This window comes from Lactobacillus sp. ESL0701, assembly GCF_029433445.1.
Classification (GTDB): Bacteria; Bacillota; Bacilli; order Lactobacillales; family Lactobacillaceae; genus Lactobacillus.
Genome location: NZ_JAQTIC010000002.1, coordinates 223,521 through 248,718, shown reverse-complemented (window position 1 = coordinate 248,718; position 25,198 = coordinate 223,521). Strand labels below are relative to the sequence as shown.

General features: G+C 38.5%; 26 protein-coding genes and 2 tRNA genes. 23 read left to right on the top strand and 5 right to left on the bottom strand.

The genetic code is table 11. From position 1 onward, the window contains the following. Positions 1-30: 30 nt before the first annotated feature. Positions 31-891: an SPFH domain-containing protein gene (locus PT281_RS02580; RefSeq protein WP_277151774.1), complete on the bottom strand. Its 861-nt coding sequence runs from the start codon at positions 889-891 to the stop codon at positions 31-33. Between the two features lie 34 nt (positions 892-925). Next, positions 926-3,121 (bottom strand): LTA synthase family protein, encoded by a 2,196-nt coding sequence (locus PT281_RS02575; protein ID WP_277151772.1) that lies wholly within the window; start codon positions 3,119-3,121, stop codon positions 926-928. Between the two features lie 142 nt (positions 3,122-3,263). Here PT281_RS02575 and PT281_RS02570 point away from each other — a divergent pair, with 142 nt between their 5' ends. The 5 genes from PT281_RS02570 to PT281_RS02550 all read left to right on the top strand — a co-directional run bounded on the left by PT281_RS02570 (position 3,264) and on the right by PT281_RS02550 (position 7,839). After that, positions 3,264-3,887, top strand: a complete 624-nt coding sequence (locus tag PT281_RS02570) for a VanZ family protein (protein ID WP_277151770.1) — start codon at positions 3,264-3,266, stop codon at positions 3,885-3,887. Positions 3,888-3,969: 82 nt separating this feature from the next. Continuing rightward, complete coding sequence (locus PT281_RS02565) at positions 3,970-5,313, top strand: glucose-6-phosphate isomerase (RefSeq protein ID WP_277151768.1); 1,344 nt, start codon at positions 3,970-3,972, stop codon at positions 5,311-5,313. A gap of 112 nt (positions 5,314-5,425) precedes the next feature. Beyond that, a complete protein-coding gene (locus PT281_RS02560) occupies positions 5,426-5,956 on the top strand; it encodes an ECF transporter S component (protein ID WP_277151766.1) in 531 nt (176 codons plus the stop codon). Between the two features lie 75 nt (positions 5,957-6,031). Next, positions 6,032-7,423 (top strand): MFS transporter, encoded by a 1,392-nt coding sequence (locus PT281_RS02555; RefSeq protein ID WP_277151764.1) that lies wholly within the window; start codon positions 6,032-6,034, stop codon positions 7,421-7,423. 224 nt (positions 7,424-7,647) lie between these two features. Continuing rightward, entirely contained in the window at positions 7,648-7,839 is a 192-nt protein-coding gene (locus PT281_RS02550; protein WP_277151762.1) for a hypothetical protein, read from the top strand. A 55-nt stretch (positions 7,840-7,894) separates the two neighbouring features. On the opposite strand, the gene PT281_RS02545 is transcribed toward PT281_RS02550, so the two are convergent. After that, positions 7,895-8,905 (bottom strand): serine hydrolase domain-containing protein, encoded by a 1,011-nt coding sequence (locus PT281_RS02545; protein ID WP_277151760.1) that lies wholly within the window; start codon positions 8,903-8,905, stop codon positions 7,895-7,897. Between the two features lie 99 nt (positions 8,906-9,004). Between PT281_RS02545 and PT281_RS02540 the strand changes: the two genes are divergently transcribed. After that, positions 9,005-9,076, top strand: a tRNA-Glu gene (locus tag PT281_RS02540). A 9-nt stretch (positions 9,077-9,085) separates the two neighbouring features. Further along, positions 9,086-9,157 (top strand) — tRNA-Gln (locus PT281_RS02535). A 914-nt stretch (positions 9,158-10,071) separates the two neighbouring features. On the opposite strand, the gene PT281_RS02530 is transcribed toward PT281_RS02535, so the two are convergent. Further along, positions 10,072-10,506, bottom strand: coding sequence for a MerR family transcriptional regulator (locus PT281_RS02530; protein WP_277151758.1), 435 nt, complete (start codon positions 10,504-10,506; stop codon positions 10,072-10,074). A gap of 102 nt (positions 10,507-10,608) precedes the next feature. Between PT281_RS02530 and PT281_RS02525 the strand changes: the two genes are divergently transcribed. After that, complete coding sequence (locus tag PT281_RS02525; protein ID WP_277151756.1) at positions 10,609-11,343, top strand: carboxymuconolactone decarboxylase family protein; 735 nt, start codon at positions 10,609-10,611, stop codon at positions 11,341-11,343. 103 nt (positions 11,344-11,446) lie between these two features. Here PT281_RS02525 and PT281_RS02520 read toward each other — a convergent pair whose 3' ends face one another. Beyond that, on the bottom strand, positions 11,447-12,799 hold the full coding sequence (locus PT281_RS02520; RefSeq protein ID WP_277151755.1) for a Mur ligase family protein: 1,353 nt from the start codon (positions 12,797-12,799) through the stop codon (positions 11,447-11,449). Between the two features lie 155 nt (positions 12,800-12,954). Here PT281_RS02520 and PT281_RS02515 point away from each other — a divergent pair, with 155 nt between their 5' ends. From PT281_RS02515 to PT281_RS02445, 15 genes are all read left to right on the top strand, one after another. Continuing rightward, entirely contained in the window at positions 12,955-13,566 is a 612-nt protein-coding gene (locus PT281_RS02515) for a thymidine kinase (RefSeq protein WP_277151753.1), read from the top strand. Positions 13,567-13,572: 6 nt separating this feature from the next. Next, on the top strand, positions 13,573-14,661 hold the full coding sequence (prfA, locus tag PT281_RS02510) for a peptide chain release factor 1 (RefSeq protein WP_277151751.1): 1,089 nt from the start codon (positions 13,573-13,575) through the stop codon (positions 14,659-14,661). Further along, positions 14,654-15,502 carry a peptide chain release factor N(5)-glutamine methyltransferase gene (gene prmC / locus PT281_RS02505; protein WP_277151749.1) on the top strand — a complete coding sequence of 283 codons (849 nt, stop codon included), beginning with the start codon at positions 14,654-14,656 and terminating at the stop codon, positions 15,500-15,502. The genes prfA and prmC overlap by 8 nt, the downstream gene beginning before the upstream one ends. After that, on the top strand, positions 15,503-16,507 hold the full coding sequence (locus PT281_RS02500; protein ID WP_277151747.1) for an L-threonylcarbamoyladenylate synthase: 1,005 nt from the start codon (positions 15,503-15,505) through the stop codon (positions 16,505-16,507). It begins immediately after the preceding gene. An 85-nt stretch (positions 16,508-16,592) separates the two neighbouring features. Further along, positions 16,593-17,222 (top strand): uracil phosphoribosyltransferase, encoded by a 630-nt coding sequence (upp, locus tag PT281_RS02495; RefSeq protein ID WP_277129785.1) that lies wholly within the window; start codon positions 16,593-16,595, stop codon positions 17,220-17,222. 118 nt (positions 17,223-17,340) lie between these two features. Beyond that, a complete protein-coding gene (gene atpB, locus PT281_RS02490) occupies positions 17,341-18,054 on the top strand; it encodes a F0F1 ATP synthase subunit A (protein WP_277151745.1) in 714 nt (237 codons plus the stop codon). 18 nt (positions 18,055-18,072) lie between these two features. After that, positions 18,073-18,297, top strand: a complete 225-nt coding sequence (atpE, locus tag PT281_RS02485; protein ID WP_277129782.1) for a F0F1 ATP synthase subunit C — start codon at positions 18,073-18,075, stop codon at positions 18,295-18,297. A 44-nt stretch (positions 18,298-18,341) separates the two neighbouring features. Further along, a complete protein-coding gene (atpF, locus tag PT281_RS02480) occupies positions 18,342-18,851 on the top strand; it encodes a F0F1 ATP synthase subunit B (RefSeq protein WP_277151743.1) in 510 nt (169 codons plus the stop codon). Continuing rightward, positions 18,851-19,399 (top strand): ATP synthase F1 subunit delta, encoded by a 549-nt coding sequence (gene atpH / locus PT281_RS02475; protein ID WP_277151741.1) that lies wholly within the window; start codon positions 18,851-18,853, stop codon positions 19,397-19,399. Before atpF ends, atpH begins: the two co-directional genes overlap by 1 nt. Before the next feature lie 14 nt (positions 19,400-19,413). Next, positions 19,414-20,925 carry a F0F1 ATP synthase subunit alpha gene (atpA, locus tag PT281_RS02470; RefSeq protein ID WP_277151739.1) on the top strand — a complete coding sequence of 504 codons (1,512 nt, stop codon included), beginning with the start codon at positions 19,414-19,416 and terminating at the stop codon, positions 20,923-20,925. Positions 20,926-20,935: 10 nt separating this feature from the next. Next, positions 20,936-21,898: a F0F1 ATP synthase subunit gamma gene (locus PT281_RS02465; protein WP_277151737.1), complete on the top strand. Its 963-nt coding sequence runs from the start codon at positions 20,936-20,938 to the stop codon at positions 21,896-21,898. A gap of 23 nt (positions 21,899-21,921) precedes the next feature. Continuing rightward, on the top strand, positions 21,922-23,361 hold the full coding sequence (gene atpD / locus PT281_RS02460; RefSeq protein WP_277151735.1) for a F0F1 ATP synthase subunit beta: 1,440 nt from the start codon (positions 21,922-21,924) through the stop codon (positions 23,359-23,361). Positions 23,362-23,372: 11 nt separating this feature from the next. Next, a complete protein-coding gene (locus PT281_RS02455; protein ID WP_277151733.1) occupies positions 23,373-23,810 on the top strand; it encodes a F0F1 ATP synthase subunit epsilon in 438 nt (145 codons plus the stop codon). Positions 23,811-23,881: 71 nt separating this feature from the next. After that, on the top strand, positions 23,882-24,112 hold the full coding sequence (locus PT281_RS02450; RefSeq protein WP_277151731.1) for a DUF1146 family protein: 231 nt from the start codon (positions 23,882-23,884) through the stop codon (positions 24,110-24,112). 82 nt (positions 24,113-24,194) lie between these two features. Continuing rightward, a complete protein-coding gene (locus tag PT281_RS02445) occupies positions 24,195-25,184 on the top strand; it encodes a rod shape-determining protein (protein ID WP_277151729.1) in 990 nt (329 codons plus the stop codon). The last annotated feature ends 14 nt before the right edge of the window (positions 25,185-25,198 follow it).

The window sequence follows — 25,198 nt, the reverse complement described above, 5'->3', positions numbered from 1 at the left end:
ATGAAGTGCTCTTTGTTTTTAGCAATAAAATTATTTTCCTTCGGCTTGGTGCCACACTTTAGCAGCTGCCGGCAATTCACTTAAATTAGTCATGTCATCTTTACTTACGACAATCAAATTATCTGGTCCAGCGGCTAACTGATTGAAACTGTCCAAGCTTTGATTTCTAAAGTAGCCTTCACTAGCATTAGCAAGACTGGTTTGTAATTGATTAATGCGGTATGCTTCAGCGTCAGCTTTAGTTTTGATAGCTTCGGCGTTAGCCTTAGCAGTTGCAATTAAAGCATCATTTTTAGCTTTAGTTGTTAATTCAATATTTTTGGCTTCACCTTCAGCTTTTTCAATTGCCGCAATTTTTTCACGGTCAGCAGTTAGTTGTTTGTCCATTGCTTTTTGAATTTCGGGACTTGGCAGCAGTTCATCAATGTTAACCCGGACAACGCGAATGCCATAGATATCTGTTAAATCGCCAATTGCTTCGGATAATTGCGTATTAATTTTACTTGTTGAGCCCAATGCCTCGTTTAGGTCCATTCGACCAATAATATCGCGTAAATGACCGCGAATTAATTCAACCATGGATTTAACCGAGTCTGTGTTGTTGTAAAAGTATTTGTAAGAATCAGTTACCAAATAGTTTAAAGTTAAGCTAGTTGTGATTTCGGCGTTGTCTTTGGTAATAATTGAATATTTGGAAATTTCTGCGGGAAACATTGCTAAAGAAACGCGCCGTATTTTTTGAATAAAGGGAATAATAAAAACAAAACCGGCTTTAACAGTTTTAGAATACTTACCTAAAGTTTCAATTAAACCTTCATTATTTTGTGGAACGACCCGGCAGCCCGCGATAAAAAATGCAATTAGGATAATAAGAATAATTAGTAAAAACATTTTGGCTTTTCCTTTCTATATTAGATATAAATAATTATTTATTATATGCCTTTTTCTTGTTTTTACTAGATTTATTTTTCTTTTCTGTCAGATGGTTACCACGGACAGATTCTGGAATTTCGGTAATTTCTTCCTCGCGTCCTTTTAGTTCTGGCGCATCGGTTTTGTAAAGTTTTGTCGTTGAGCCATGATGGACATTAATCAGTGCCGTTGACTTTTTCTTCAATTTATTTTGAATTTTTTCCATTTGTTGAAAATTAGTTAGATAATCAAACTGGTTGGGATTGACTGGTTTAAAGCCTTTTGGCGTGTAAAAACGCAACAAATTATGGTTATTGAGTAAATCAGAATATTTTAAAGATTGCTTTGCCTTTTGGGCAAGACTAGCTATTTCTTCTTTTTCCTGCTTGGTAAAGTTAATAATTTGCTTACCAGTTTTTCGGTCATAAACTAAACCCTTTTTACCTTTAGCACCAATAATCACGTATTTTTGACTGACAATGGTACCGTTACGAAAGACAATCCATGGGCGGTACTGCTTTGATAATAAGTCACTGCCGAATTGCACGTAATGCTTGTTGCTAATGCCCAACAGGTGCATCAAAGTCGGCAAAACGTCAATTTCACCGGCGACTTCGTGGTTGATTTTGCCTTTTAGATTAGGTGCGTGAATCATGAAGGGGACCCGCTGCATTTGCGTATCATTATAACTGCTCCAGGTGTCAGAACTTTCGCCGACAATTGGTGCCAAAGTTTGGTTTTCAGAATTTGTTAAACCGTAGTGGTCCCCGTAGATAATCACCATTGTATTCTTTGCCAAGCCGGACTTTTTCAGGTAAGCAAAGAATTCGCGGATAGACTCATCTAGATAATGGGCAGTTTCAAAATAATTATTGATGGTTTTGTCGCTGGTATCAGTGGTTTGAAAATGGGGATCAAGATCCTGGTCATCCATTGAGAACGGTGTGTGATTAGTTACCGTAATGAACTTGGTGTAGAAGGGCTGCTGCATACGTTCTAAATACTTGATGCTTTCGGCAAAAAGCAGCTTATCTTTGACACCATATTCCTTTTTATCATCCTTATCAGTACTGAAATAATTTTGATCGAAGAAGTAATTGTAGCCCATATTCTTATAGACTTCGTCACGATTCCAAAAAGTACCGACATTACCATGGAACACGGCAGAAGTGTAGTTGCCATGTTCATGTAAAATTTGTGGGGCAGCTTGGAAGGTATTGGAGCCGCCAAGAGCGGTAAAAAGTGACCCGTCAGCAATGCCGTAAGTACCAGTTTCCAGCATGTTTTCGGCATCACTAGTGCGACCAATGCCAACTTGGTGGTAAAAGTTATCAAAGCTGATGGTATGCTTGTCATGATAGATTGAATTTAAAAAGGGTGTTACTTCTTTACCATTGACCTTTAATCCGATTAAAAATTGCTGGAAACTTTCAAGATGGATAACAATGATGTTTTTGCCTTTTTCTTTGCCAAAATAATTGGCATTAGCAGGTATCTTGTTTTTCGTGGTAAAGTTCAGAATTTTATTCAAATCAGCAGCATTGGCATTGCGGTTGACTTGCTCGGTTTGCTCATTTTTAATACCGTCGTAAACCGTATATGTATCAATACCAAGGTATTTAACAACATAAGCTCGGTCAAAGGTGTTTCTTAAAAGCCGTGGTCTAGAAGATTCGGCTAGAAAAATATTTAATGCTAAAACAAAAAAGCCGAATGAGGTAATGGTAAACGGCGTTAAGAGTCCATAGGACTTTTGATCGATTTTTAATTTATGTGTCACTAATAGGGCAATGATCAAAATTAGATCCAGCCAGAGCAGAATATCTGACGGTTGTAATAGTGAAACTGCGCTTTTGCCTAAGCCTGGGGCAACTTTTCCCGCGTTAGCAATTGTCTTAACTGTAATAAAATCTGAAAATTCACGATAATAGAGGATATTAGCAAATAATAGGCAGGTATTGGCAAAGTCCATCAATAGCATGACCCAATAGGAAACAATTGGCTTGGGAAAATAAAAGCCGATACTCAAGAGTAAAATCGCTGTTCCTAGAGGACTAAGCCACATAATGATGTGCTGATAAGGATCAGAAATGCCTAAATTGAAATCATGGTATGCCGCAAAGATGTACTTTAGGACAAATAGCAAGATGAGCAGGATAAAAAAGCCTGTTCGGGTTTGCATGAAGTTTGCTAGATTCTTTTTTTTCAAAACGGACGCTCCTTTAATAATGATTTTAAAGGTTTAACAGGCGTGAGACAATCTTTTAGCGATTATTAGTCATTTTTTAAGATTTGTATACGTGAAATTGGGTATAATTTAATTGAAGTTTATTTTTAGGAATTGATTAAGCATGATTTTTTTAGGACCACTGTATAACATCATTGCGCAAAACTTAGCTACTAAAATCAACCACTTTGCGTTGATTAAGCTGCTGATGCTGGCAATTGACAAAACTATTCTGTATTTTTTACTATTTGCCGTCGTACGCTTACTCTGGTTAATGGTAATTAGGCGCCGGCGCTCAATCAAGTCCGAAGCCAGTGTGTGGCTTTTTGCATTTTATCTTATTTTAGTGCTAATGCTGACGACTTTTCGAAATACATATTTTCCGTGGCAACTGACTTTTTATTTTAGCCGGTCGCTGAGTGAAATTAACTTGGTATTTTTAAAAGAAACATGGAAATTAGTGTATGCTCAAAGCCGACTCGACTTTTTCTATAATTCGTTTGGCAATGTATTGTGTTTTGTACCGTTTGGCTTTTTGGCACCATTTGTTTTTTCAAAAAAACAAACTTTTGTCAGAGTATTACTAGCAGGAATGATTTTTTCGATTTTTATTGAAGGGATGCAATTTTTGCTTGAAACTGGTGTTAGTGATATTGATGATGTCTTTTTTAATAGTTGTGGTGCAGCTATTGGATATTTACTTTATTGGGTGTTTAAGTATGTGCGCAATAAGTTTGCAAAACATTAAAGAAATAACTGGAATTTGCAAAATAAGATTGTTAGAATATTCTTGTGAAATAAATATTTTGTTTAGTTAAGGAAGCGTACTTATGAGTTTGATTAAATTTGACAGTACTAAATTGACGCCATTTGTTCATGAGAATGAACTTAGTGAGATGCAGGCATTAGTTAATGCTGCCACTCAAGAATTAAAAGAGGGCACTGGTGCGGGAAATGATTTCTTAGGCTGGGTTGATTTGCCAGTTGATTATGATAAGGATGAATTTAACCGGATTAAAAAGGCCGCTAAGAAAATCCAAGGCGATTCAGAAGTTTTGATTTGTATCGGGATTGGTGGTTCTTACCTTGGCGCTCAAGCTGCGATTGAGTTTTTGAATAGCTCATTCTATGGTAAGGGTCAAGATAAGTATCCAACGATTGTTTTCTGTGGTAATTCACTTTCAGGATCTTATCTGCATGATTTAATGGCTTGGCTTGGTGATAAGGACTTTAGTATCAATGTTATTTCTAAATCAGGAACAACAACTGAAGCTGCAGTTGCCTTTAGAATTTTTAAAGACAAATTAATTAAGAAATATGGTAAAGAAGAAGCACAAAAACGGATTTATGCTACAACAGACCGTGCTAAGGGTGCGCTGAAGACCGAAGCGGATGCGGAAGGTTATGAAGAATTTGTTGTTCCTGATGATATTGGCGGTCGTTACAGTGTACTATCAGCTGTCGGCTTATTGCCAATTGCAGCGTCTGGCGCTGATATTGACCAATTGATGCAAGGTGCAGCTGATGCCCGCAGTGATTATGATGATACTGATTTGACTAAGGCTACTCCTTACCAGTATGCTGCATTGCGGAATATTTTGTACCGGAAGGGCTACACAACAGAAATTGTTGAAAATTATGAACCAACTTTGAGAATGTTTGGTGAATGGTGCAAGCAATTGATGGGTGAATCGGAAGGTAAGGACAATAAGGGAATTTGGCCATCAAGTGCTAACTTCTCAACTGATTTGCACTCTCTGGGACAATACATTCAAGAAGGTTTGCGTAACTTATTTGAAACAGTTATTCGCGTTGAAAATCCGGCTAACGATGTAGAAATTCCTGCTGATGACCGGAACTTGGACCAACTTAACTTCTTAGCTGGTAAGAGCCTAAATTATGTTAATGAACGTGCTTATCAAGGTGTTGTACTAGCCCATACTGATGGCGGCGTGCCTGTAATGACAGTTAACATTCCTGATCAAACTGAACACACTCTTGGCTATTTGATTTACTTCTTTGAGTTAGCAATTGCAGTTTCTGGTTATTTAAATGGAATTAATCCATTCAACCAACCAGGAGTTGAGGCATACAAGCGTAATATGTTTGGTCTGCTTAACAAGCCAGGTTATGAAGACTTGCACGATGATTTAACTGCACGTTTCAATAAATAATTAACTTAAGTGAACTTTACTTTTAACTATAATTGGCTTTTAATTAAATAAATATTAAAAATATAATTTTATCATTTGAATACTAAATTATATTATTTGGGAGTATTTAATTATGGCAGATGATAGTAAAAGCAAGTTAACACTTGGTCAATTAGTCTTTTTAGCATTGCTGACAGCGCTAAACGTTGTACTTAGTCGGATATTAATTATTCCGATTCCAGCAACTCATGGCAATATCAATTTTTGTGATACCGGAATCTTTTTAGTGGCAATCACGTTAGGACCAGCTGCTGGACTATTAGTTGGTGGGTTATCCGGATTTTTGCTTGATTTACTTTCTGGATACGCACAATTCATGCTCTTTTCATTGGTTATTCATGGGCTAGAAGGACTACTTGTGGGTTTGCTAGTAAAACGACTAGCACCAAACAGCCGTAAATGGTTACGTTGTATCTTTGCGCTGATTGTTGGCATTATTGTGATGGTTGGGGGATATTACTTGGCTAATTGGCTGTTATATTCCACGGAAGCTGGCGTTTTAGGGCTTTTAACCGATGCCATCCAAGGAATAGCCGGTGCGATTGTTGCCATAATCTTGCTGCCCGCTTTGCAAAAAGTGCTGCTCAGATACTGGCAGCTTTAGTTAGACTAGTTAAATAAAGAAGGGGTAAAAGCATTCTATGCTTTTACCCTTTTTTTATGATAAGGAGATGTTTTAATGGAGAAAAAAGTAGTAACCCCAAAACACGTTGGGGCAATTATTAGCTGTGCCTTAATGGCTTTTGTTTCAATTTTGACCGAAACGAGTTTAAATGTTACTTTTCCAACGATGATGAAGCAATTCCATATTGGCTTAGGATTGGTGCAGTGGACTACTACCGGTTATTTACTGGCAATTGCCATAATTATGGTTGCAAGCTCGTATTTAAATGATCGCTTTTCGGCTAAACAATTATTTTTAACGGCAGCGATTACCTTTATTGTCGGGTCATTTGTTGCGGGAACAGCACCTAATTTTTGGGTTCTTCTGACTGGTCGATTAATTTCGGCATTTGGTGCCGGCTTGTCAATCCCATTAATGTTTAATTTGGTGGTTGAGTTGATACCACAAGACAAATGGGGCTTTTATATGGGGCTTACTGGACTCGTAGTTATTTTGGCACCATCTTTAGGTCCAACTTTTGGCGGTACCATTGTTTATTTTTATGGCTGGCCGCTAATTTTTGGCATTGCAGCAATAATTGGTTTAATAATCCTTATTTTGGGTCTTTTTATGGTTGAACAATACCATGAAAAAAAGCATCCACAATTTGATTGGCGCAGTTATATTATTATTGCAGCGGCGATGATTATTTTTAGCTTAACCTTCAATCAAATCGGTCAAGGTCTGGCTAATATTTGGTTTTGGTTAGGGATGATAGTCGTCGCGATTTTAGTTTGGCTGTTTATTAAGTCAGTCAAAAATAGTGCCAAGCAGCTGCTCAATCTAGCAGTTTTTAAAAACAAGGCATTTATTTGCGCACTTATTTCGTATTTATTATTGCAATTTATTAATATTGGTACTAGCTTTGCACTACCAAATTATGTTCAGATTGTTAATCATTCAAGTTCGCTCATTGGTGGATTAATTTTACTGCCAGGATGTATTTTAAGCGGCTTGCTTAATCCGTGGTTTGGTCATATTTATGACCAGAAGGGTGCCAAGTTGCCACTTTTGACGGGAACAATCTTTTGTATGATTGCTTGTATCTTATTTGCAATTTTTAGCTTAAAGATTTCCACATTAATGATTGTTATTTTTTATGGCATTATGATTATCGGGCGACAATTAGCCTTTAATAATACGATGGCAGAAGCCTCTAAATTGCAGCCAGAAGAACTACATACTGATGCAACAGCAGTCTTTCAGACGGGACAGCAGTACGCTGGTTCTCTTGGCACGACAGTTATGGCGGCAATTATTTCGGCTTGGCAAAAGAAACCTGGGAATTATGCGGCAATGACTGCTAAGGGTAGTCAAATTGCATTTATTGTGTTAATTGTAGCAAGTGCTATTATTCTATTTAGCTATCTTAAAATGTTTAAACTTGAACACCAAAATAGTAATTAAATAACGCTTTCATAAAAATGATTGATTTACTTAATTATAATATATGCAATAAAAAATAATTTTACTTATGCTTACGGCTGTAAACATTTGATAACGATAATGATTATAAGTGCTAAATTAAATATTATTATTGAATCATAATTAAAAAACGTAAAAATCGCTTTCAATTGTGCTGAAAATAGGTATAATTTAACTAGTTGTTTAAGCAAAAGGAGTTTTTTAACATGATGTGTGATAACTTAATTATCAAAATTATTAATGTGATTGTGTTTGGAATTACGGCGTATTATACCTTTGCTGCTAGTGCAAACGGAATGATGGTGGCAATGTATTGGATGGCAGGTGGTATGCTATTTGATGCCATAGTCGATTTAATTTGGCATTTTATTCCTAATAAAAAAGATTGCACAAAATAATCTATAGTAATAAACCCCTGAATTAGGATGACTAATTTCAGGGGTTTTATAATGGTTATTTGTCATTTTCAATTAAAAAGCTGCGGATGATTTTTTCGCGCATTGTTAAGAAAATCTGGTTATTACCTGTTGGATGCACGCGATTGGTTAGTAAAATCAATCCGGATTTCTTAACGCGATCAAGCAAAATCAAGGTGCCGGTATATCCAGTATGAAGAATTAGGGGATAGTGGCTCTCAGGATCAAAACGTATATCCCAGCCCCAAGAGCGCGGTTTTACGCCTGCTGGATTTTTGTTTTCAAAAAGTTGGCTAACAACATCTTGGTCGAAAGGTAAAATGTTAGGATTAAGCCCTAAGTAGCCCTTGCTAATTTTGATTAAATCTTCCATTGAAGAAAATAGGCCAGCAGAGCCACAGTCACTGCCTAATTGCCGCGCCTTAGGGTCGTGAGGAACGCCCTGAAGGACTTGCCCATTAAGTAAGGCAGTTGGCACGCAATTGGTAATTTCAGGCTTAAAGGTAGTTTCACTTAGTCCAGCGGGCGCAAAAATTTCGGTAGCCGCGACTTCTTGAACGGGTCTACCATAAATTTGTTTAATTACCAAGCCTAACAAAATGAAATTGGTATCAGCATAACGCATTTTATGTTCAAACTCGTCAGTTACTGGTAAGTGAATGATTGCATTAATTAAGTCGTCATGATTTAATTCGTCGCGATGATTGATCCAGCCACGGATACCACTAGTGTGAGTGAGAAGGTGAAATAAGCGCACGCGGCGGTCGGTAAATTCGGGAATGAAGTCATGCAGGGGCTCAGAGAAGTTAAGTTTGCCCTTGCCGTATAATTTTAGAAAAATATTTTCGGTAGCGAGGACTTTGGTTAAACTGGCTAGGTCATACTGCGCGAACGGACTGAGCTGGCTGACTTGAGGATAGATCGTGGCAAAGCCAACTGTTGAAGTAAAAGTTTGTTTATTTTTAATAAAGGCGTAATTAACGCCTGGCACTATCCGTTCAGAAACCATTGATTCAATAAGGTTTTGGGTGGTTGAGTAATCAATCATGTATCTCTATCCTTTGTAAAAATTTATCTTATTAATTATTATAACTAAAAATCTCTTGACAAGAACAACTTTTACAAGCATAATAATTACTGTTGATTTTGCCCGTTGGTCAAATGGTTAAGACGCCACCCTCTCAAGGTGGAGTTACGAGTTCAATTCTCGTACGGGTGATTTTATCAATGGGATATAGCCAAATGGTAAGGCACAGGTTTCTGGTTCCTGCATGTTTCGGTTCGAGCCCGGATATCCCAATATTCATGATTTGTCTTAGTTTCAACTAGCTTAAAACGTTGATACTAAGGCATTTTTATTTTCTACGATTTTTTGAAATTACACCAAATTACGTACTTAGGTTACAACATTCGGTTACAACATTTTTGCAAAGGTAGATTAATCAAAATATTCTAAAATTGGTCTAGTTGAGCGCTAGAAATGCTATAATATCAGGTGTTCAGCAATTTAATTATCTATTAGTTTAGATACCTCGAGGAGCCTAAAAAGGCTTCTTTTTTTGTCGAAAACAGGCAATTTGGTTACAACATTCGGTGTATTCCTTTAGGGTGTTAAATTGTTTACAGCCTATTTGTTTAAGTTAAATCGCCATAAACCTTGCTGGATAACGAAACGTTATTGAGTTATTCAGTCGTGTTTTTTTGATGATATCAAAAAATCCTCTGCATTAGCAGAGGATCATTTTAATGACTGCCTAAAGTAACCAACTTTAGGACTTTTTGAGGCTAACCTCAAATGAAAATCATTTCAATATCATTCTACAATATTTTAGGTCATTGTCAATGTATAAAATTCTGGTAAAATGACAAATGGAATTATCTAAGACTTAACCAATCTTAATTATGGTAATTCTAGGAGGTGTAAACCTCAAATGGAAACATTTCTTTTGGGTCTAGTATCAGGTATACTAGCTAACTTAATTTCTTCATGGTTATATGACCATTTTAAGAAATAGCCCAAGATTTAAAGGGGGGTAAGCAGGTAAACCTGCTGCTCCTTTTTATTATAGCAGGTTTAATTAGCTGAGATACTGAAGTAGTATTTGAAGGACAGAATTAAAAACTATAGTAATTGTCAGAAATATTTTTGAGTTATCCTGATTTATAAGGCTTCCGCCAAAATGGCGGGAGCTTTTTTAAAACAATCTGATGAAATTACTCATGGTGTCCCATTTTAGCTAAATATGCCGCAAAACTTTCATCTTCAGTAATTACACCAGCTTGTTTTCCCTCATACCAGTTAATCTTATCGTTTAAAATTTGCAGGTGATGCTGGACCTCGTCCAACTGTTTCAAAAAATTCTGTTTAGTCGTACGAAGTAATTCGAGCCGTTCGGGAATTGTTTGATCGCCTTGATTGCGCCAAGCAACGTATTTTTTTAAATCAGTAATACTCATTCCTGTACCTTTAAGGTGCTCCAAGAATTTCATCCATTGCACGTCAGCGTCGACATAAAAGCGGTGGCCATTGGCTGAACGTTGCGGTCTAATCAATTCTTCTTTTTCGTAAAAGCGCAACGTTGACGGTTTTAGGTCAAACAGTGCACTAAATTCCGCAATACTATATTTGTGTTCCATAGTCTCTGTCATTATTTTTCCTCTTTATTTAATAAAGTAATTCTAACATCGCCTTGACTTAAAGTTAACTTTAAGTTCTATACTGGTGGCAATTAATTTAAGGAGGCTTTTAAAATGGCTAAAAAACAAACAGCAGGTCGGGAAAATTGGGGTAAGTTTGCACCGCAATTTGCGGCTCTAAACGATGATGTTTTATTTGGACAGGTTTGGTCTAAAGAAAATGAACTGTCAGCCCATGATCGTTCTCTAGTAACAATTGCGGCACTGATAGCAATGGGCAACACAGAACAAATTACCACTCATTTGAAAATTGGTAAGCAACATGGCATCACTAAAGAAGAGATTGTCGCCGAAATTACACAGCTTGCATTTTATGTTGGCTGGCCTAAAGCCTGGTCAACCTTTAATCGTGCTAAGAAAATTTGGTCAGATGATGTTGATACAACTGAAGTTAAACAGCCGGGAGTATTTGAAACAGGACCTAGTAATGATCGATATGCGCAGTATTTTGTAGGCAAAAGCTATAATAAGGCTTTGGTTTCACCGAATGGTAAGGATGTAACTGTACCAGTTAGCAATGTTACCTTTGAGCCAGGGTGCCATAATAATTGGCATATTCACCATGACGGCAGTCAGATTTTGCTCGCAGTTGGTGGTCGTGGTTGGTGTCAAGAATGGGGCAAGCAGCCGCAAGAATTAAATCCAGGTGATGTGGTAGTTGTTCATGATGGGGTTAAGCACTGGCACGGGGCTGCTAAAGATTCATGGTTTAGCCATTTAGCGATTACGACTGGTTCAACGCAGTGGCTAGAGCCGGTTATTAATGGTGAATATAACAAGTTGCCATAAAGTAATTGAAAGAAGCTGGTTAAGTTTCCAGTTTTTAGCCGCAAGTAAATTTGCTATAAATAAAAAGACAATTCTCATAATTGAGAACTGTCTTTTTTGATTGTTACATACCAGCCTTAATAATTTTCTTTTCAGCCATTGTTTTACGCAAGGCGAGAAGGGCAGTATAAGTTGATAAAATGTAAACTTTTTTAGTTGGCAGTTTAGCGATTTGCGCAATTAAGTCGTCGTTATCGTTAGCTATCGTCATGTTATCAGGATTAAAGCCTGCAACTTCTAACCTAAAGTTCATGTCTTTACGACGCAAGCCACCAACAATAACATGCTTAATCTGCTCACGGTTTAGGTCTTCAAACTGACCGTCCCAAATCCACGACGTATCAATTCCGTCTGCGTGGTTGGCGTTAAGCAATGCAACCAGCGAGTAGTCGTCTGGTTCGGTATTTAACATATGCAAGACTTCGTCAAGCCCCACCGGATTTTTAACTAAAATCAGGTCAATGTCTTTACCAGCATAATTAATTAATTCTTGACGACCAAAGACCCGCTTATTATTAGCAAATGATCGTGCAATTTCATCATCATTCAAACCGAACTCACGGGCAACAGAATAAGCAGCTAGGGCATTATAAATGTTGTAGGTACCGCCAATATTAATTGAATATTCCTTGGCACCCATTTGAAATGCCAATTGATTAGGTGTTTGCTTGATAATCTTATTGATACTGTATTTCAATTCTGGTCGTTTGTAGCCGCAATGAGGACAGAAAAAGTCACCCAAATTAGCATAAATCCGGTCATGAAAGTGAATAACGTGGTCACACTGCGGACACAAGACGCCGTCAGTATTAACAGGAGCCTTAGTATCGTTATCTTTTTGCGCGGAATCTAAGTTAAACCCGTAGAATACTTTTTTGTTAGGCAAATCAACTGATGAAAAAATACTGGCATCACCATTGGCAATAATTGTTGCTTCAGGAGCCAGCTTAATGCCAGCTACAATTTTGGCGTAAGTAGTGTAAATTTCACCATATCTATCCATTTGGTCGCGAAAAATATTGGTCAACACGTAGTAACTTGGGTGAATTAATTCAGTAACCATCTTAACATTGGCTTCATCAACCTCTAAGACCGCAATTTTACGCTTAACCTTCTTTTGCTTATGAGCTAAGAAGGCAGTAACGATGCCTTGTTGCATGTTAGAACCTGACGGATTAGTTAGAATGTCGCCATACTTTTGCTTTAACGCGGCCACAATTAATGATGTCGTCATCGTCTTACCATTGGTTCCAGTTACAATGACAGTTTCATAATCATGTGCCAGTGCGTTTAAAACCTGCGGGTCAATTTTCATTGCTAATTTACCGGGAAAACTGGTACCGCCTTTTAATACATTATGAAGAAACCAGTAGCTTGATTTACCAGCAGCCTTGGCAATTCCTGATTTTAGATTCATCTATATCCCTCACTATCCCTCACTTTAAAATCATTATAACTATAGCATAGCGCCGAGTTGAAAACGAGTTTTCACGACGATTTAACTGCACATAATTTGATTTTCATCTATACTAGTTAAGTTAGGTGAATTTAATTTAAACAAAGGAGCAAAAAATGGCACAATTATTTTTTCACTATGGTGCTATGAGTAGTGGTAAAACGATTGAAATTCTTAAGGATACGCATAATTATGAAGCCCAAGGTCGCAAGATTGCACTCATGACTAGCGGTATTGATAATCGTAGTGGTGTTGGCACGGTTGCTTCAAGAATCGGATTGCACCGGGATGCAGTTCCGATTGAGTCGCAGACAAATATTTTTGATTATATCCAAAAATTAAACGCTGAAGATGAAAAACGCGGTGATGGTTCAATTGCCTGTGTCTTCATTGATGAGGCACAATTTTTGGAGCGGCATCATGTCTTAGAATGTGCCAGAATAGTTGATGAACTTAAGATACCAGTAATGACATTTGGTCTTAAAAACGATTTTCAAAACAAATTATTCGAAGGTAGTAAGAACCTTCTGATTTTTGCGGATAAAATTAAAGAAATCAAAACAATTTGCCACTATTGTGGACGTAAGGCTACAATGAACTTGCGGATTCACGATGGTCAACCTGTTTATGAAGGTGAACAGGTTCAAATTGGCGGCGATGAAAGTTATTATCCTGTTTGCCGTTTTCATTATTTTCACCCGGGGAAATTAAGAACAAGAGAGGAATAGATAAGTATGGATAAAGTTATGGCACAGCTCGAGGGGTTAGTAGCCCATTATGAAGAGCTTCAAGAAATGATGGCTGATCCAGAAGTCATCAATGATACTAAGCGCTACATGGAAATCTCAAAAGAAGAAGCAGATTTGCGCGATGTAGTAGAAAAGTATCAAAAATATAAGGCGGATAAGCAAGAAATTGCCGATAACAAGGAAATTATTTCAAGCGAAAGTGATAGCGACTTAGTTGAAATGGCTAAGGAAGAAAACCACGAGCTTGAACAAGAAATCAGTGAATTGGAAGACCAAATTAAAATCTTAATGCTGCCAAAGGATCCTAATGATGATAAGGATATTATCATGGAAATCCGTGGTGCTGCTGGTGGGGATGAAGCTTCCTTGTTTGCTGGTGATTTGCTCAGAATGTATGAAAAATACGCTGAACGACAAAATTGGCAGGTATCAGTAGTTGATAGTGAACCAACAGAAGTTGGTGGTTATAAGCGAATTGCCATTATGATTACTGGTGATAAGGTTTATTCTAAGCTCAAGTACGAAAATGGTGCCCATCGAGTACAACGGGTACCAGTAACTGAATCACAAGGTCGGGTACATACGTCAACTGCAACTGTTGCCGTTATGCCTGAATATGAACAGGTCGATTTAGATCTTGATCCTAAAGACATTAGGGTTGATGTTTACCGTTCAAGTGGTGCTGGTGGTCAGCATATTAACAAGACTTCCAGTGCCGTGCGGATGACGCACTTGCCAACTGGAATTGTGGTGGCCATGCAGGATCAACGTAGTCAGCAACAGAACCGGGAAAAAGCAATGCAAATTTTGAAGTCACGGGTTTACGACTACTATGAAAGTCAAAACCGCGACCAATATGATGCTAAAAGAAAGAGCGCCGTTGGTACTGGTGACCGTTCAGAACGGATTCGGACTTATAATTATCCGCAGAATCGGGTAACTGACCACCGAATTGGCTTTACGTTAAACAAGCTTGACCGGGTAATGAACGGTGAAATGGATGAAATTATCGATGCGTTAATTTTGTATAACCAAACTAAGCAGTTAGAGGAGTTAGCCGATCAAAATGCCTAAATTAACAACACTAAAAGATTTACAAATTTGGGCGACGGAAACTGCACCAGCGGCGCGCCCTGAAGATGTTGAATACCTATTGGCCGAACGATTAGACTTAACGCCCAGTGAGTTTGCGCTAAAGCAGGACTTAGAATTAACCCCAGCGCAATTGAAACAGGCGCAAAAGGATATTAATAAATTAGCTAAGGGAGTATCACCGCAATATATTTTGGGCTATGCCTGGTTTTATGGCTATAAAATCATGGTTCAACGTGGTGTTTTAATTCCCCGTTTTGAAACTGAAGAGTTAGTTAATTGGGCATTAGCTCATTTAAAATCAGGTGACAAGGTTTTGGATTTGGGTACAGGTTCCGGCTGCATTACGGTTGCCTTGGCAAAAGAAGCAGCTAAACAGGGAATTACTGATCTAGATTTATATGCTTCAGACGTTACTGATGCAGCATTACGGACAAGTGAGGAGAATTTTGTAAACTACGACCTTGATGTGACAGTTCGAAAGGCTAACGTGTTAATTGGCTTAGAAAAATTTGACAAGATTATTTCTAATCCGCCTTATATTAAGGAAACAGAAAAAAATGTCATGGACCAAAATGTCTTGCAAAATGAGCCCAAAGAAGCTTTATTTGGCGGCAAAAATGGCTTAGATTTTTACCAAAAATTTGCCAAACAAGTCCGTGAGCATTTAAATAGTCATGGCGAGTTCTTTTTGGAGTATGGCTTTAGTGAACAAGAGCAGTTAAGCGACTTATTTGCCAAAGAACTGCCAGACTTTACGGTCGAATTTAAAAATGACATGGCAGGTAAGCCACGCATGGTTTACGGAAAGTGGAATAAGTAAATGGAAACGAAAATTTTTTCAGAAGGACAAATTGATGATGCCGTCAAATTACTGGCTGCGGGTGAATTAGTCGCTTTTCCAACAGAAACGGTTTATGGTCTTGGGGCAATTGCCACTAACGAAAAGTCGGTCAAGGGTGTTTATGCAGCCAAAGGCAGGCCGAGTGATAATCCACTAATCGTGACAGTTTCAGATGCTGAAATGATGGCAAAGTATGCTAAGGAAGTTCCAGAACGTGCCCAAAAGTTAATTAAGCACTTCTGGCCGGGTCCATTAACTATTTTGCTGTTTGTTAAGCCGGGGAGTTTACCTAGCGCGGTTACTGGTGGACTTGATACAGTTGCCTTTCGCTGCCCAGATGATCCATTGACGCATGATTTAATTGCCAAGTTGGGTTCTCCAATTGTGGGGCCATCAGCTAATACCTCGACTAAACCTAGTCCGACAACAGCACAACATGTGTATCATGATCTTAAGGGCAAGATTGCCGGTATTATTGATGGTGGTGAGGCAAGAGTAGGTCTAGAATCAACAATTATTGACTTATCGGTTGCAAACCCAGTTGTTTTGCGTCCAGGTGAAATTACTCCAGAAGAATTAAGTGCAGTTTTAGGCGAAGAAGTATTAATTAACACTGGCAAGGTAAGCGATCAGGCTGTACCAAAAGCCCCAGGAATGAAATATCGTCATTATGCACCAGCAGCTGCTGTAATGGTTGTTGATGATGCTAAGGACTTTGCGCAGATTAATTTTGATGAGACAACAGGTGTCATGGCGCTTGATTCTGAATTAGCTAAAATTGCGGCACCAAAAGAAAACAAATTTAGTTTGGGACAGAATTTAGTAGATGCTGACCACCAATTATTTGGCGGGTTGCGCTATTTTGACGATAAAAAGAATATTAAGCAGATTTTTGTTCAAGGTTTTAGTGGCAGTGAAGCAACTTTGGCTTATATGAACCGGTTAAATAAGGCGGCTGCGGGTCACCATTATCAGGCAAAATAAAAATTTACCTGCAAATGACTTTAAACCCTTTACTTTTTTGATTAAAATACTTGTTAAGGATAATTTATATTTTTAGGAGGAAACTATGGGCAAATTTACAGTTTTGGATCACCCATTGATTCAACACAAATTAACCATTATCAGACGTAAGGAAACGAGTTCTAATGAATTTCGGCGCATTGTTGGTGAAATTGGTGGTCTTATGACTTATGAAATCACCAGAGATTTGCCATTAAAGGATGTAGAAATTGAGACGCCAATTGGTAAAACTACCCAAAAGGAAATTGCCGGTAAAAAGTTGACCATTGTACCAATCTTACGTGCTGGTATGGGGATGTTGAATGGTGTAATGGAAATGATTCCTTCAGCTAAAGTCGGTGTTATTGGGATGTACCGCGATGAAGAAACTTTGAAGCCACATGAATATTTCTGCAAGATGCCAAAGGATATTGCAGAACGTGAATGCTTAATTGTTGATCCAATGCTTGCAACCGGTGGTTCAGCTAACATGGCGATTGGTGCCTTGAAGAAGCGCGGCGTTAAGGATATTAGATTAGCCGTTTTGGTTGCTGCACCAGAAGGTGTTAAGGCAATTCAAGAAGAAAATCCAGATGTTGATATTTATGCTGCAGCTGAAGATGAAGAATTATTGTCAAATGGCTACATCTTCCCAGGTCTTGGTGATGCTGGTGATCGGCTGTTTGGGACCAAATAATCTACATTTGATAAATTAATTATAGAATTCGCTTACAATTTTTCACAAAATTATTGTTTGGTGTTAATATTGTATGAGTGTTCGATAATTGAGCACAGGAAGGGAGGTCCGCGAAGTAATGGAGAAATCATTTGTTTTTAAATTTTTGGGCTTAAACTTTGATCTTAGTGGGATTATTGGCTCAACTTTAATGGCAGCCGTGATTTTATTTGTCTGTATTTGGCTTTCACGTAAAGTTGAAATGAAACCAAACAAAAAGCAAAATGCGCTAGAGTATCTACTCGATTTCACGAATAATATTGTTAAAGACAATGTTGAAGATGAAGATGCGCAGAAGCATTTATCGCTTTATGCTTTCGTTTTATTTCTCTTTATTTGGTTTATGAACATGCTTGGTCTGTTCTTGGAAGTCAAAGCTGGCGACTATATGTTTGTCAAGTCGCCAACAGCTGACCCAGTGACGACAATGTCGTTTGCAATGATGACCTTGCTTCTATCATTCACGTTTGGAATACAAAAGTTCGGCGTTGGTGGATTTTGGCGCAATTACGCTGCACCAGTTGGTTTTTTGTTCCCAATTAATATGATTGAGGAAATTACTAACTTTTTAACGTTGTCTTTGCGTTTATACGGGAATATCTATGCTGGTGAAGTTCTGTTAACGTTAATTGGAAATAGTTTAGCTCCAAGCTTTGGTATTTCTACGTTAGTTTTAGCAGCGCCGCTTGCAATGATTTGGCAAGGTTTCTCTGTCTTCATTGGCTCTATCCAAGCATATGTTTTCGTAACTTTGTCGATGGTTTACATTGGAAAAAAGGTTACAAAGGAATAATTTTTTGGAGGTTAAAATATGTCACAAGGTTTTAAATATATTGCTGCAGCAATTGCAGCCGGAATCGCTGCTTTAGCTGCTTCTTGGGGTAACGGAAAAGTTATTTCAAAGACTATTGAAAGCATGGCTCGCCAACCAGAAAGTGCCGGCAACTTGAGATCAACCATGTTTATCGGTGTTGGTTTGATTGAAGCCGTTCCTATCTTGGCAGTCGTTGTTGCATTCCTGATTCTCTTCCTTTAATTTTTACTAAAAGATTTAGGTTGAAAAAGAGAGAAGGGCAGTAAATGACATTTCAAACTTTATTTGCAGCCTCAGGTCATATTTATCTTGGCAATACCCTTTGGTATTTAATTGTTTTTGCAATTTTGTTAGTGCTAGTTAAGCATTATGCTTGGGGACCAGTTTCCGACATGATGGAAAAACGGCGCCAAAAGGTAATTAATGATTTGGATTCGGCTGCAAGCGATCGTAAAAAAGCTGAAGTTTTAGCTAATGAGCGTGAAGCTGCCTTGAAGAATTCAAGACAAGAGGCAACTCAGATTCTCTCTGATGCCAAGGCTAACGCGCAAAAGACAAGCAGCAAGATTGTGGCTGATGCCAATACTGATGCTGCTTCAATTCACGATAAAGCAAAAGCTGATGCTGCTCAAGCAAAAGCCGATGCTTTGAATGAAGCGCGTGGTCAAGTTGCAGATATTTCGGTAGCAATTGCTGAAAAGGTGATTTCTAAAAACTTATCTGCTGCTGATCAAAAAGATTTAGTCGATCAATTCATTAAGGGGCTGAATGAATAATGGCCTTAAGTAGAGAAGAAATAGCTGCACGTTATGGAACAGCACTGTTCGGCTACGCGCAGGATATGAATTCTTTGGATGCTGTTCATGCAGATTTACAGGAGTTAGCACAAGCTGTTTCTGTTAATCCGCAGATCTTGAGTGTTTTTAGTGATCCAATTTTTAATAGTGATGAAAAAAAGGCTTCACTTTCGGTTATTGAACAAGGTTTGAATGCTGAAGTGCAAAACTTTTTGAACTTTCTATTAGAATATGATCGTTTTGCGGATTTACTTGATATTATTGATGAGTTTAACGATTTATATGATCGGGCAAAAAAGATTACATCGGGAACTGCAATTACTGCAGTTAAGCTTGATGATACGCAACTAGCTGCTTTGAGTAATAGTTATGCGCAAAAATACGGCTTAAAAGATGTTCGTCTTAAAAATGAAGTAGACGAAAGTATCTTGGGCGGTGTAATCTTACGCATTGGTGACCGTTTAATTGACGGTTCCATTAAAAACAAGCTGAAAAAAATTCGCGTTCAGTTAATAAATAAAGATTAAAAGAGGTGAAACCATTGAGCATTAAAGCAGAAGAAATTAGCTCTTTAATCAAGCAGCAACTTGAACACTATGATGACAAGCTCGATATTGACGAAGTCGGGGTTGTAACTTACATAGGTGATGGTATCGCCCGGGCTCACGGACTAAACAATGTTTTGGCTAATGAGCTGTTGGAATTTGACAATGGTTCTTACGGAATTGCACAAAACCTTGAAGCCAACGATGTTGGTATTATCATTTTGGGTAATTTTGATGATATTCGTGAAGGCGATCAGGTTAAAAGAACTGGTCAAATCATGCGTGTTCCAGTTGGTGACGCATTAATCGGTCGGGTTGTTAACCCATTGGGTCAACCTGTTGATGGTTTAGGCGACATTAAGACGGATAAAACACGCCCAATCGAATCGAATGCTCCAGGTGTTATGGAGCGTCAGTCAGTTAATCAACCATTACAAACTGGTATTAAGGCGATTGATGCATTGGTACCAATTGGTCGTGGTCAGCGTGAGTTAATCATTGGTGACCGTAAGACTGGTAAAACTAGTTTGGCAATTGATACTATTTTGAACCAAAAAGGGCAAGATGTTATTTGTATTTATGTCTTCATTGGTCAAAAAGAGTCAACCGTTAGAACTGAAGTAGAAACTTTAAAACGCTTCGGCGCAATGGATTATACTATTGTTGTTGAAGCTGGACCTAGTGAACCAGCACCGATGCTGTATATTGCACCTTATGCTGGTACTGCGATGGGTGAGGAATTTATGTACAACGGTAAGGATGTTTTGATTGTCTTTGACGACCTATCCAAACAAGCCGTTGCTTACCGTGAACTCTCCTTGCTTCTCCGTCGTCCGCCTGGTCGTGAAGCTTATCCTGGTGATGTTTTCTACTTGCACTCACGTTTACTAGAGCGTAGTGCGAAGTTAAGTGATAAATTAGGCGGCGGTTCAATGACTGCTTTACCATTTATCCAAACTGAAGCCGGCGATATTTCTGCATATATCCCAACTAACGTAATTTCAATTACTGATGGTCAGATTTTCTTGCAAAGTGATTTGTTCTTTGCCGGAACCAGGCCAGCGATTGATGCCGGAAACTCTGTTTCTCGTGTTGGTGGTAGTGCGCAGATTAAAGCAATGAAGAAGGTAGCTGGTACTTTGCGTACTGACTTAGCTGCCTTCCATGAATTGGAAAGTTTTGCTCAATTTGGTAGTGACTTGGATCAAGCGACCCAAGCTAAATTAAATCGTGGTCGCCGGGTTGTTGAAGTTTTGAAACAACCTTTGCATGATCCGATTCCAGTTGAAAAGCAAGTCTTAATTCTTTATGCCTTAACGCATGGTTATTTGGATTCAGTTCCAGTTGAAGATATTGCACGATTTGAAAAGGAAATGTACGATAACTTTGATAGTTCTCATGCTGATCTGTTAAAACAAATTCGTGAAACTGGTGAATTACCAGATGAAAAAGAATTACAAGCTGCAATTAGCAAATTCGCTGATAGTTTTTCACCAAGTAATAAATAGGAGGTAGCTTATGCCTGCATCTTTACTTGAGTTGAAGAAAAAAATTGCTTCAGTTAAGCAAACTGGTAAAATCACGGAAGCCATGAGAATGGTTTCCGCATCAAAGTTAAATCAAACTGAAAAACGTGATCAAGGTTATACTATTTATAACGATCACGTGCGGCAGACTTTGTCGCGGTTGATGAGTACTCAAGTTGTTAATCATTTGCACAAAGAAATGGCAAATGCTGACGAGGATACTATCAGCAAGGTTGACTATGAAAATGTTTTTGGTCTTGGAATTGTTTCCGATATGGTGCAAGAGCGCAAGAAAATCAAGTCAACTGGTTATTTGGTAATAACTGGTGACCGCGGACTTGTTGGCTCGTACAACAGTGCTGTCATTAAAAATATGATGGGCTTAGTCGAAGATTCCAAAGCCGAAAACAAAGATATTAAAATCTTAGCTGTTGGGTCAGTTGGTGCTGACTTTTTCAAGAAAAACAATCTTAACGTTGTTTATGAAAATGATGCAATCTCTGATGTGCCGACTTTTGATGAGGTTTTACCGATTGTTTCAACCGCAATCAAGATGTACTTAAATGGAGTTTATGATGAATTGTATGTTTGTTACACGCATCATATTAACTCTTTGTCATCTGCATTTCGGATTGAAAAAATGCTGCCAATCGTTGATATTGATATCGGCGTTGAGGAAGCTGAAGTACATAAAGATTTAGAATATGATATTAAGCCAGATATTAATACTGTCTTGACAACTCTAGTGCCGCAATATGCACGTTCAACAATTTATGGTGCCATTTTGGATGCTAAGACTGCTGAACATGCTAGTTCAATGACTGCAATGCAGAGTGCGACAGACAATGTTAATGACTTGGTATCTAATTTAACTACTAAATTAAACCGTGCAAGACAAGCTGAAATCACTACTGAAATTACTGAAATTGTCAGTGGTGCGGAAGCTTTGAAATAAATAGAGAAAAGGAGGTAGATGTTTTGAGCGAAGGTGAAGTTGTTCAAGTAATCGGCCCAGTAGTCGATGTTAAATTTCCACTTGATAAAAACCTACCTGATATTAACAACGCTTTGCGCGTAGTCGTATCAGAAGATACTTCTGTTGTCCTTGAAGTTACACTTGAGCTTGGTGATGGTGTCTTAAGAACAATTGCCATGGAATCTACTAATGGTCTCAGACGCGGGATGAAGGTTGAAGACACTGGTGGTCCAATATCAGTACCAGTCGGTAATGATACTTTGGGTCGTGTGTTCAACGTTTTGGGCAATCCGATTGATAATGGTCCTGAATTTAGTAAGGATCATCCGCGCAACAGCATCCACAGGGAAGCTCCTAAGTATGCTGAACTGACAACTAGTCAGGAAATTCTTGAAACAGGAATTAAAGTTATTGACCTGCTCGAACCTTACGTTCGAGGAGGTAAAGTTGGTCTATTTGGTGGTGCCGGTGTTGGTAAAACCACCATTATTCAGGAGTTAATTCACAATATTGCACAAGAGCACGGTGGTATTTCTGTGTTTACTGGTGTTGGTGAAAGAACTCGTGAAGGTAACGACCTTTACTTTGAAATGAAGGCTTCTGGCGTTTTAAGTAAAACTGCCATGGTCTTTGGTCAGATGAATGAGCCGCCTGGTGCCAGAATGCGGGTTGCTTTGACTGGTTTGACTTTAGCTGAGTACTTCAGAGATGTTGAAGGACAAGATGTTTTGCTCTTTATCGATAACATTTTCCGGTTTACTCAGGCTGGTTCAGAAGTTTCCGCTTTGCTTGGTCGGATGCCTAGTGCCGTTGGTTATCAGCCAACTTTGGCAACTGAAATGGGTCAATTGCAGGAAAGAATTACTTCAACAACGAAGGGTTCAATTACTTCAATTCAAGCCGTTTATGTGCCAGCCGATGACTATACTGACCCGGCTCCAGCTACAACTTTTGCTCACTTGGATGCTACGACCAACTTGGAACGTAGCTTAGTTGAGCAAGGTATTTATCCAGCTGTTGACCCACTTGAATCAACTTCTAGTGCTTTGGATCCAGAAATTGTTGGTAAGGAACACTATGAAGTTGCTACTGGTGTACAGCATATTTTGCAACGTTACCATGAATTGCAAGATATTATTTCCGTTTTGGGAATGGACGAATTATCCGATGAAGAAAAAGTAATCGTTAGTCGGGCACGGAAGATTCAATTCTTCTTGTCACAAAACTTCTTTGTTGCCGAACAATTTACAGGTGTTCCCGGTTCTTATGTACCAATTAAGGATACAATCAAGGGCTTTAAGATGATTTTAGATGGTCACCTTGATGACTTACCTGAAGATGCTTTCCGTAGTGTTGGTCCAATCGAGGATGTCCTTAAAAAGGCACAAGAGATGGGTGTTACAGCTAGCGACCCAGCTGCAAAAGCATTATTAGAAAAGTAGGGTGATGTCAAATGGCAGATCCAGAGAAACTTTTTTTGGTAAATGTTGTCACTCCTGATGGCGTGATCTATTCGCATCATTCCAGTATTGTGGAAATGCGGGCGATTGATGGTCAACGTTCAATCATGTACAATCACTTGCCGATTCTAACTCCACTAGCAATTGGTGAAGTTAAGGTTAAGCGTAGTCAAGAAATGAACGAGGCCGTTAATCATATTGCTGTAAGTGGCGGTTATTTTGAATTTTCAGATAACGTTGCTACAATTATTGCTGATAGTGCTGAACGTGCCAAAAACATTGATGTTTCACGGGCACAAGCTGCTCGTGATCGAGCACAAAAGCGCATGGAAGAAGCAAAGAAGCAGCATGATCAACGTTCATTACAGAGAGCTCAGGTTGCGTTAAAACGAGCTGTAAACCGGATTAGTGTTTACAATTCTGATAATTAGTAATATGAGTTTTAAAACGGATGCACGAGAGTGTATCCGTTTTTTGTTAATAAAGAAAAGCGAGAAGTAGAATGTTTCAACTTGGAGTTCATGCTTTAATCAGCATTGTAATCTATTTGATTACCATTGGTTTATCCTTTCAAATCATGAAAAGTGTCCGCATTGAAAGGATTATCCGCAAGGGCAAAACTTTTGAGGCACAATTATTGCTGATTTTTACGGCAATTGGACTTGGCTTTTTAGTCGGCAATTTTTTTGTGACTCTGATTGATACGTCATTGCAATTAAGCAATTTCTTTTAAGACTTGGTAAAAAGGTAAAAGTCAAAGGAAAAGCTGTTTTCTTTATGGTAAAATGAACAATGAATATTTATGGAGGATTATCGTGGCACGAGATATAGGAATCGATTTAGGGACAGCCAATGTACTTATTAACGTCTCCGGCAAGGGGATTGTGTTAAATGAGCCATCAGTAGTTGCTGTCAATACAAGTACAAATAAAGTGGTTGCAGTAGGAACCGAAGCATATAAGATGGTTGGTCGGACTCCGGGCAACATTCGGGTTATTCGCCCACTCAAAAATGGGGTAATTGCGGACTTCGACATTACAGAAGCGATGCTGTCGTACTTTATTGAAAAATTAAACGTAAAAGGCTTCATGTCCAAGCCAAATATTTTGATTTGTGCGCCAACTGGTGTAACTTCAATTGAGCAGAAAGCAATTATTCAGGCAGCTGAAAAATCTGGTGGCGGTAAAGTCTACCTTGATTTTGAGCCGAAGGTTGCTGCTGTCGGTGCTGGTTTAGATATTTTTAAGCCGCAAGGTAATATTGTGATTGATATTGGTGGGGGCACAACTGATATTGCTGTCCTATCAATGGGTGAAATTGTCACTAGCCAATCTTTGCGTTATGCTGGTGACCACATGAACCAAGCTGTTGTGTCTTACATTAAAAACAAGCATAATTTATTAATTGGTTCACGGACAGCTGAACAGATTAAGATTGAAATTGGTAGTGCATTTGAACCTGATAAAGATCAAACCATTACGGTACGTGGTCGAGATATGGTTGATGGCTTACCTAAACAGGTAACTGTTTCTGCACCTGAAATTCAGGAAGCACTGCAGGATGGTCTGATGACAATTGTTGCTTCAACAAAAGAAGTTTTGGAAAAGACACCGCCAGAGTTGTCTGCTGATATTATTGATCGCGGAATTATGCTTACTGGTGGTGGGGCACTGCTTAAGAATATTGATAAGATGATTTCATACTATTTGAAAGTTCCTGTTTTAACAGCTGACCATCCGTTAGAAGCCGTTGCCTTAGGGACAGGTACCTTGCTTAAAAATATTGAAAAGCACCAACGTCATTAATTCGCGGGAGAAGT

Excerpts from the sequence above, each read along its gene's own strand:
- upp (WP_277129785.1), top strand. The coding sequence starts at position 16,593 with ATGGGCAAATTTACAGTTTTGGATCACCCATTGATTCAACACAAATTA.
- atpB (WP_277151745.1), top strand. The coding sequence starts at position 17,341 with ATGGAGAAATCATTTGTTTTTAAATTTTTGGGCTTAAACTTTGATCTT.
- PT281_RS02580 (WP_277151774.1), bottom strand. The coding sequence starts at position 891 with ATGTTTTTACTAATTATTCTTATTATCCTAATTGCATTTTTTATCGCG.
- PT281_RS02450 (WP_277151731.1), top strand. The coding sequence starts at position 23,882 with ATGTTTCAACTTGGAGTTCATGCTTTAATCAGCATTGTAATCTATTTG.
- PT281_RS02560 (WP_277151766.1), top strand. The coding sequence starts at position 5,426 with ATGGCAGATGATAGTAAAAGCAAGTTAACACTTGGTCAATTAGTCTTT.
- PT281_RS02565 (WP_277151768.1), top strand. The coding sequence starts at position 3,970 with ATGAGTTTGATTAAATTTGACAGTACTAAATTGACGCCATTTGTTCAT.
- PT281_RS02555 (WP_277151764.1), top strand. The coding sequence starts at position 6,032 with ATGGAGAAAAAAGTAGTAACCCCAAAACACGTTGGGGCAATTATTAGC.
- PT281_RS02520 (WP_277151755.1), bottom strand. The coding sequence starts at position 12,799 with ATGAATCTAAAATCAGGAATTGCCAAGGCTGCTGGTAAATCAAGCTAC.
- PT281_RS02500 (WP_277151747.1), top strand. The coding sequence starts at position 15,503 with ATGGAAACGAAAATTTTTTCAGAAGGACAAATTGATGATGCCGTCAAA.
- PT281_RS02530 (WP_277151758.1), bottom strand. The coding sequence starts at position 10,506 with ATGACAGAGACTATGGAACACAAATATAGTATTGCGGAATTTAGTGCA.
- atpE (WP_277129782.1), top strand. The coding sequence starts at position 18,073 with ATGTCACAAGGTTTTAAATATATTGCTGCAGCAATTGCAGCCGGAATC.
- atpH (WP_277151741.1), top strand. The coding sequence starts at position 18,851 with ATGGCCTTAAGTAGAGAAGAAATAGCTGCACGTTATGGAACAGCACTG.
- PT281_RS02545 (WP_277151760.1), bottom strand. The coding sequence starts at position 8,905 with ATGATTGATTACTCAACCACCCAAAACCTTATTGAATCAATGGTTTCT.
- PT281_RS02455 (WP_277151733.1), top strand. The coding sequence starts at position 23,373 with ATGGCAGATCCAGAGAAACTTTTTTTGGTAAATGTTGTCACTCCTGAT.
- PT281_RS02550 (WP_277151762.1), top strand. The coding sequence starts at position 7,648 with ATGATGTGTGATAACTTAATTATCAAAATTATTAATGTGATTGTGTTT.
- prmC (WP_277151749.1), top strand. The coding sequence starts at position 14,654 with ATGCCTAAATTAACAACACTAAAAGATTTACAAATTTGGGCGACGGAA.
- PT281_RS02525 (WP_277151756.1), top strand. The coding sequence starts at position 10,609 with ATGGCTAAAAAACAAACAGCAGGTCGGGAAAATTGGGGTAAGTTTGCA.
- PT281_RS02515 (WP_277151753.1), top strand. The coding sequence starts at position 12,955 with ATGGCACAATTATTTTTTCACTATGGTGCTATGAGTAGTGGTAAAACG.
- atpF (WP_277151743.1), top strand. The coding sequence starts at position 18,342 with ATGACATTTCAAACTTTATTTGCAGCCTCAGGTCATATTTATCTTGGC.
- PT281_RS02465 (WP_277151737.1), top strand. The coding sequence starts at position 20,936 with ATGCCTGCATCTTTACTTGAGTTGAAGAAAAAAATTGCTTCAGTTAAG.
- prfA (WP_277151751.1), top strand. The coding sequence starts at position 13,573 with ATGGATAAAGTTATGGCACAGCTCGAGGGGTTAGTAGCCCATTATGAA.
- PT281_RS02570 (WP_277151770.1), top strand. The coding sequence starts at position 3,264 with ATGATTTTTTTAGGACCACTGTATAACATCATTGCGCAAAACTTAGCT.